Source organism: Novosphingobium organovorum (assembly GCF_022832435.1).
Lineage (GTDB): Bacteria > Pseudomonadota > Alphaproteobacteria > Sphingomonadales > Sphingomonadaceae > Novosphingobium > Novosphingobium organovorum.
On sequence record NZ_JALHLF010000174.1, the window covers coordinates 1 to 5,108 of the forward strand.

The 5,108-nt window shown below is 66.4% G+C and carries 6 protein-coding genes and 1 pseudogene; 2 read left to right on the plus strand and 5 right to left on the minus strand.

The genetic code is table 11. The features are described from left to right. Positions 1-111: 111 nt before the first annotated feature. The 4 genes from ruvC to MTR62_RS19895 all read right to left on the minus strand — a co-directional run bounded on the left by ruvC (position 112) and on the right by MTR62_RS19895 (position 3,410). Positions 112-588 (minus strand): crossover junction endodeoxyribonuclease RuvC, encoded by a 477-nt coding sequence (ruvC, locus tag MTR62_RS19880; protein WP_244024208.1) that lies wholly within the window; start codon positions 586-588, stop codon positions 112-114. Between the two features lie 147 nt (positions 589-735). Beyond that, on the minus strand, positions 736-1,500 hold the full coding sequence (locus MTR62_RS19885) for a YebC/PmpR family DNA-binding transcriptional regulator (protein WP_244024210.1): 765 nt from the start codon (positions 1,498-1,500) through the stop codon (positions 736-738). A 133-nt stretch (positions 1,501-1,633) separates the two neighbouring features. After that, the gene (locus tag MTR62_RS19890; RefSeq protein ID WP_244024212.1) at positions 1,634-2,125 is read right to left on the minus strand and encodes an arsinothricin resistance N-acetyltransferase ArsN1 family B; all 492 of its coding nucleotides are present in this window, start codon (positions 2,123-2,125) and stop codon (positions 1,634-1,636) included. A 166-nt stretch (positions 2,126-2,291) separates the two neighbouring features. Then, complete coding sequence (locus MTR62_RS19895; protein WP_244024214.1) at positions 2,292-3,410, minus strand: NADH:flavin oxidoreductase; 1,119 nt, start codon at positions 3,408-3,410, stop codon at positions 2,292-2,294. A gap of 143 nt (positions 3,411-3,553) precedes the next feature. Between MTR62_RS19895 and MTR62_RS19900 the strand changes: the two genes are divergently transcribed. Next, positions 3,554-3,934, plus strand: coding sequence for a winged helix-turn-helix transcriptional regulator (locus tag MTR62_RS19900; RefSeq protein WP_244024216.1), 381 nt, complete (start codon positions 3,554-3,556; stop codon positions 3,932-3,934). Positions 3,935-3,961: 27 nt separating this feature from the next. Here the strand turns inward: MTR62_RS19900 and MTR62_RS19905 are convergent, their stop codons facing one another. Continuing rightward, on the minus strand, positions 3,962-4,516 hold the full coding sequence (locus MTR62_RS19905; RefSeq protein WP_244024218.1) for a VOC family protein: 555 nt from the start codon (positions 4,514-4,516) through the stop codon (positions 3,962-3,964). Between the two features lie 155 nt (positions 4,517-4,671). On the opposite strand from MTR62_RS19905, the pseudogene MTR62_RS19910 reads away from it, so the two are divergent. Continuing rightward, positions 4,672-5,108 (plus strand): annotated as a pseudogene (locus tag MTR62_RS19910) (hypothetical protein); the annotation flags it as partial.

Here is a 5,108-nt window from a genome sequence, read left to right on the forward strand (position 1 = left end):
CTCGCCAGCATCATGCTATGGCTCAAATAATTAAATTGTCACTACTTCCTAGACCTTTGTTTTGACGCATTTTCTGAATCGTCAGGTGAATCCACCTGACTGAAAAATGCTCTAGCGGTGGCTGCCCAGCATGTTGGCGTGGGTGATAGCGACCGCAAGCGCGTCCGAAGCGTCCTCGCCGGCAAGCTGGACGCCGGGCAGCAGGACTTTGAGCATGTGCTGGATCTGCTTCTTGTCCGCACCGCCCGTGCCCACCAGCGCCTTCTTGATGACCTTGGTGGGATACTCGGCCACGGGAAGCCCCGCGCGCGCGATCGAGAGCATGGCCACACCGCGCGCCTGCCCGAGCTTGAGCGTGGATTGCGGGTTCACGTTGACGAAGACCTCCTCCACCGCGCCCGCATCGGGACGATGGTGGAGGATGACATCGACCAGGGCCGCGTCCAGTTCCACCAACCGCTCGGCCATCGAGGCCTTGGCGTTGGTGCGGATCTGCCCGTTGGCGATGTGGCTGAGACGGCTACCGCTCTTGGCGACGATGCCCCAGCCGGTGCAGGTAAGACCGGGATCAAGCCCGATGATGATCACGAAACGTCTCCCCGCCCTATGCGTCCGGGGATTTGGGTCAGGCCGGAGCGAGAAGGGTTTCCAGCGAGAACCGGCGCGCGGCGTGCCTAAAACACGTGAGCACCGGAAGCGCAGCTGGAAGCCCTTCGCAGCCCGGCATGGGCCAAATCAGGCCAGCTTTTCCATGACTTCGTCGGAGATTTCGTAGTTCCCCCAGACGGTCTGGACGTCATCGTCGTCGTCTAGCGTGTCGACCAGCTTGAGCAGCGTGCCCGCGGTGCCCTCGTCGACATCGACCTTGAGGTTGGGACGCCAGGCCAGCTTCACGCCTTCGGCTTCGCCCAGCACCTTTTCCAGTTCGCGCGCGACTTCGTGCAGCGCATCGACCGCGACCCAGATCTGGTGGCTGCCGAGATTCTCGTCGCCATCGCCCATGTCGCTCTCGACATCGTCGGCGCCCGCTTCGATCGCGGCTTCGAGAACGGTGTCCTCATCGCCCACAGCCCCCGGATACTCGATCAGGCCCAGACGCTCGAACCCGTGCGAAACCGCGCCCGACGCGCCAAGGTTGCCGCCGTTCTTGGCAAAGGCGGTGCGCACGTTGGTGGCGGTACGGTTGCGGTTGTCGGTCAGCGCCTCGACGATGATCGCCACGCCGCCCGGACCGTAACCTTCGTAGCGCACTTCCTCGTAGTTCTCGCCATCGCCCTTCGAGGCCTTGTCGATCGCGCGCTGGATGTTGTCCTTGGGCATCGACTGCGCCTTGGCCGCGTTGACGGCGGCGCGCAGGCGCGGGTTCATGTCGGGGTCGGGCATGCCCATCTTGGCGGCCACGGTGATTTCGCGGCTGAGCTTGCTGAACTGCGCCGAGCGCTTCTTGTCCTGCGCACCCTTGCGGTGCATGATGTTCTTGAATTTGGAATGGCCTGCCATCGGGTCCGCTCTTGTCTTGTGCCCGCCGCGTGTATCCGAGGCCCTGGCCAGCCCCTCGAAAGGGCCAGCGCGCGGCGCTACGGGCGAGTCCGTTGGAAAATCTGGTCGGGCGCCCTTACAACAAGCCGGGGCGCTAGAGCAACACTTGCCACCACCCCACGTCGCGCCAGGCGCCGAGCTTCCAGCCGACCTCGCGGTAGACGCCCACCGGGGTAAATCCCATCGCCTCGTGAAGGCCCACGCTGCCCGCGTTGGGCAGCGCGATCCCGGCGAAGGCGGCGTGAAAGCCGCGTTCCTTCAATTGCCCGAGCAGACCTGCGTAAAGCGCGCGCCCCAGCCCCCGACGCACGAAGGCGGGATCAACGTAGACGGATACGTCGCACGAAGACGCATAGGCCCCGCGCGACCGGTGCGGCGAACCATAGGCGTAGCCGCCAAGCCCCCCTTCGACTTCAGCCACCAGCCAGGCGTGCGAGGCCGTGTTGGCGGCGATCCGCCCGGCCATCTCGGCAGCGTCGGGCGCCTCGGTCTCGAAACTGACGATCGTTTCGCGCACGAAGGGCGCGTAGATCGCCGCGCAGGCGGCGGCATCCTCGGGCGTGGCGGCGCGGATCAGCGGTGTCATGCGCCGATCGTGCGGTGCTGCGAACACTATTTCAAGAATGGACTTGCGAGCGCCATCCGCCTCGCAGCTTCCCGAACTGTCGACTTCACCTCGCTCCACCTGCGGCGGCCGAAAGAGGCAAGGTCGACAGCAATCGGTGCGAAGGGGCGTACCCCCTCAAATCCCATCACACCAGTTCGGCCAGCGCCGCGGGATCGAACCCCTTGAGCCCGTCGGTCGCGCCGTCGCGCACCTTGGCCACCCAGTCGGGATTGCTGATGAGCGCGCGGCCCACCGCGATCAGGTCGAATTCGTCGCGCTCCATACGATGGGTGAGTTGTTCGAGCCCGGTCGCCTTCGAAGTTTCGCCCCCGAACGCCGCGAGGAATTCGCCCGAGAGGCTGACCGAACCGACGCTGATCGTGGTCGCCCCGGTCAGCTTCTTGGCCCAGCCGGCGAAGTTCAGGCCCTGTTCGCCGTCCAGCTCGGGGAACTCGGGCTCCCAGAAGCGGCGCTGCGAGCAGTGCAGGACGTTGGCGCCCGCCTCGACCAGCGGCTGAAGCCAGGCGGTCATCTCGTCGGGCGTGGTGGCCAGCCGCGCGGCGTAGTCCTGCTGCTTCCACTGGCTGATGCGGATGATGAGTGGGAAGTCGGGACCGATTGCGGCGCGCACCGCGGCGACCACTTCGGCGGCCATGCGCGAACGCTCACCGATGGTCGCGCCGCCGTAGCGGTCCTCGCGCAGGTTGGTGCCGCCCCAGAAGAACTGGTCGATCAGGTAGCCGTGCGCGCCGTGGATCTCGACCGTGTCGAAACCCAGCCGCTTGGCGTCGGCGGCGGCCTGGGCAAAGGCGGCGACCGTATCAGCGATGTCTTCCTCGCTCATCGCGCGCCCGCGCGGTTCCCCCGGCGCGTTGAGGCCCGAGGGGCTCTCCACCGGCGCATCGGGTTCCCAGCCGCTCATCCCGCGCGTCGCGCCCGTGTGCCAGATCTGCGGACCCATGCGACCGCCCGCGGCGTGCACCGCGTCGATCACGCCCTTCCAGCCAGCGAGCGCGGCCTCGCCGTGGAAGAAGGGGATGCCCGGCTCGTTGCGCGAGGCGGGGCGATCGACCACCGTGCCCTCGGACAGGATCAGGCCGACCCCGCCTTGCGCGCGGCGCGCGTAATAGGCTTCCTGCGCCGGGCCGACGATGCCGTTCTCGGCGAACGAGCGGGTCATCGGGGCCATGACGATACGATTGGGCAGTTCGAGCGGTCCGATCGCCAGCGGGCGGAACAGGGCATCGGTCGAAGGCGTGCTCATGCGGGGCAAACTCCGGTTGGAAGCAGGCAGGCGGCCGCCGGGCGGCGCCAGCCAGTAAGAGAGGGTTGGCGCCAAGGTATAAATCCGATACCTGGGTTCAAGAACGCACCTTTCCTTCCCCAGGTATCCTAAAGGAAACCGCGATGCCGCTCTGCCAGTCGTTTTCGGTCGAATGCCCCAGCCGCAAACTGTTCGACCAGATCGCCGACAAATGGTCGATGATGGTGCTTACCGTGCTCGAACACGGGCCGGTGCGCTTCAACGCGATCAAGCGCCATCTCGAAGGGGTAACGCAAAAATCGCTGACCCAGTGCCTGCGCAAGCTCGAACGCAACGGTCTGGTCGAGCGGCGGGTGATCCCCGCCTCGCAAATCGCAGTGGAATACCGGCTGACCGGGCTCGGCCAGTCGCTGCTGGCCCCATTCAAGGCGCTCTACCGTTGGGCGATCGAGAACATGGAGGAGGTCGATACCGCGCGCGCGCGATTCGACCTGCGGCGCGAAGACGAACGGCTGAGCGCCTAACCCAACCGCGCCCCGGCAGCATCGCCCTCAGCCCCTCTTGCGGCCCGGCAGCGGGCGCAGCGCCTGCTCCATCGACACCCCTTCACCGCCCGCACCTTGTCCCGCACTGGCCGCCTTCCACGCCTGCCGGAAGCGGCGGTACTGGCCAAGCGTTGGCAGGCGCGGGATATGCGCCAACTCCCAGTGGATGCCGTTGATCGGATCATCGAAGAAGGTCGCGTAGTAGCCTGGCGCGTAAAGGTCATAGGCGGCCGGGCTCTCGGTCACCGTCAGCCCCTCGGGCACCAGGAACTCGCGGTGGAAGGCATCGACCTCGCGGCGGTTCGCGGCCCACAGCGCGACATGGTGGAGGCCTACCGCGCGCGCAGCATGATCGAGCTTGCCGCCACTCTTCGCGGGCTGGATGCCGATATAGCTGTGCGGCATGGGAAAGCGCGCCATGTAGTAGGTCGAACGGTAGCCAAGGTCCATCGACCAGAAGCTCCTGTAACCCAGCCAACCGAACATGCGGTCATAGAAGGCCACCGAGGCCTCGTAGTCGAGGACCGAGAATTCGACATGATTCACACCGCGCCAGCGCATTGTTCCATCTCCCATCGTGGCTTTGGCCTGACGGTTAGCCACGCCTCCCGCAAAAGGCACCCCGACAGATTGTCTCAGGGCCTGATCCCAATGGACCCCAAAGAACGCTGGCCGGACAAGATTTTGGCAAGGATAGACCGGATAGGATCAAGGGCATGAGCGAGACCGTCCCGCCCCGTCCGCCCCATGCGGCGCCCCCCGTGCCCCTTCCCGCCCGCACCGTCATGGCCGAACTGGTCGCGTTCCTTCGCCAGCCGCAGGTACTCACCCCGACCGGGCTCGCCGACAAGGCCGCGTGGCGCACGCTCGGCACGCTTTGCGCCGTGCACGTCGCGGTGCTGCTCTTCGTGCTTCTGCCACTGACCGCGCTGGTGCAGAAAACGCTCGCCCTCGCGCCGCCCAGCGCCTTCGACCAGATCCCCCATGTCTGGCTGGTGCCGGTGACGGTGGTGATCGCGCCGGTGCTGGAGGAACTGCTGTTTCGCAGCTGGCAGAGCGGGCGGCCCCGCGCGCTGTGGCTCATCGTGTGCACCGCACTGGGCGCGCTCGTCCTCGCCGCCAGCGCGCGCGGGCTCGCCCCGCTGTGGTCGGC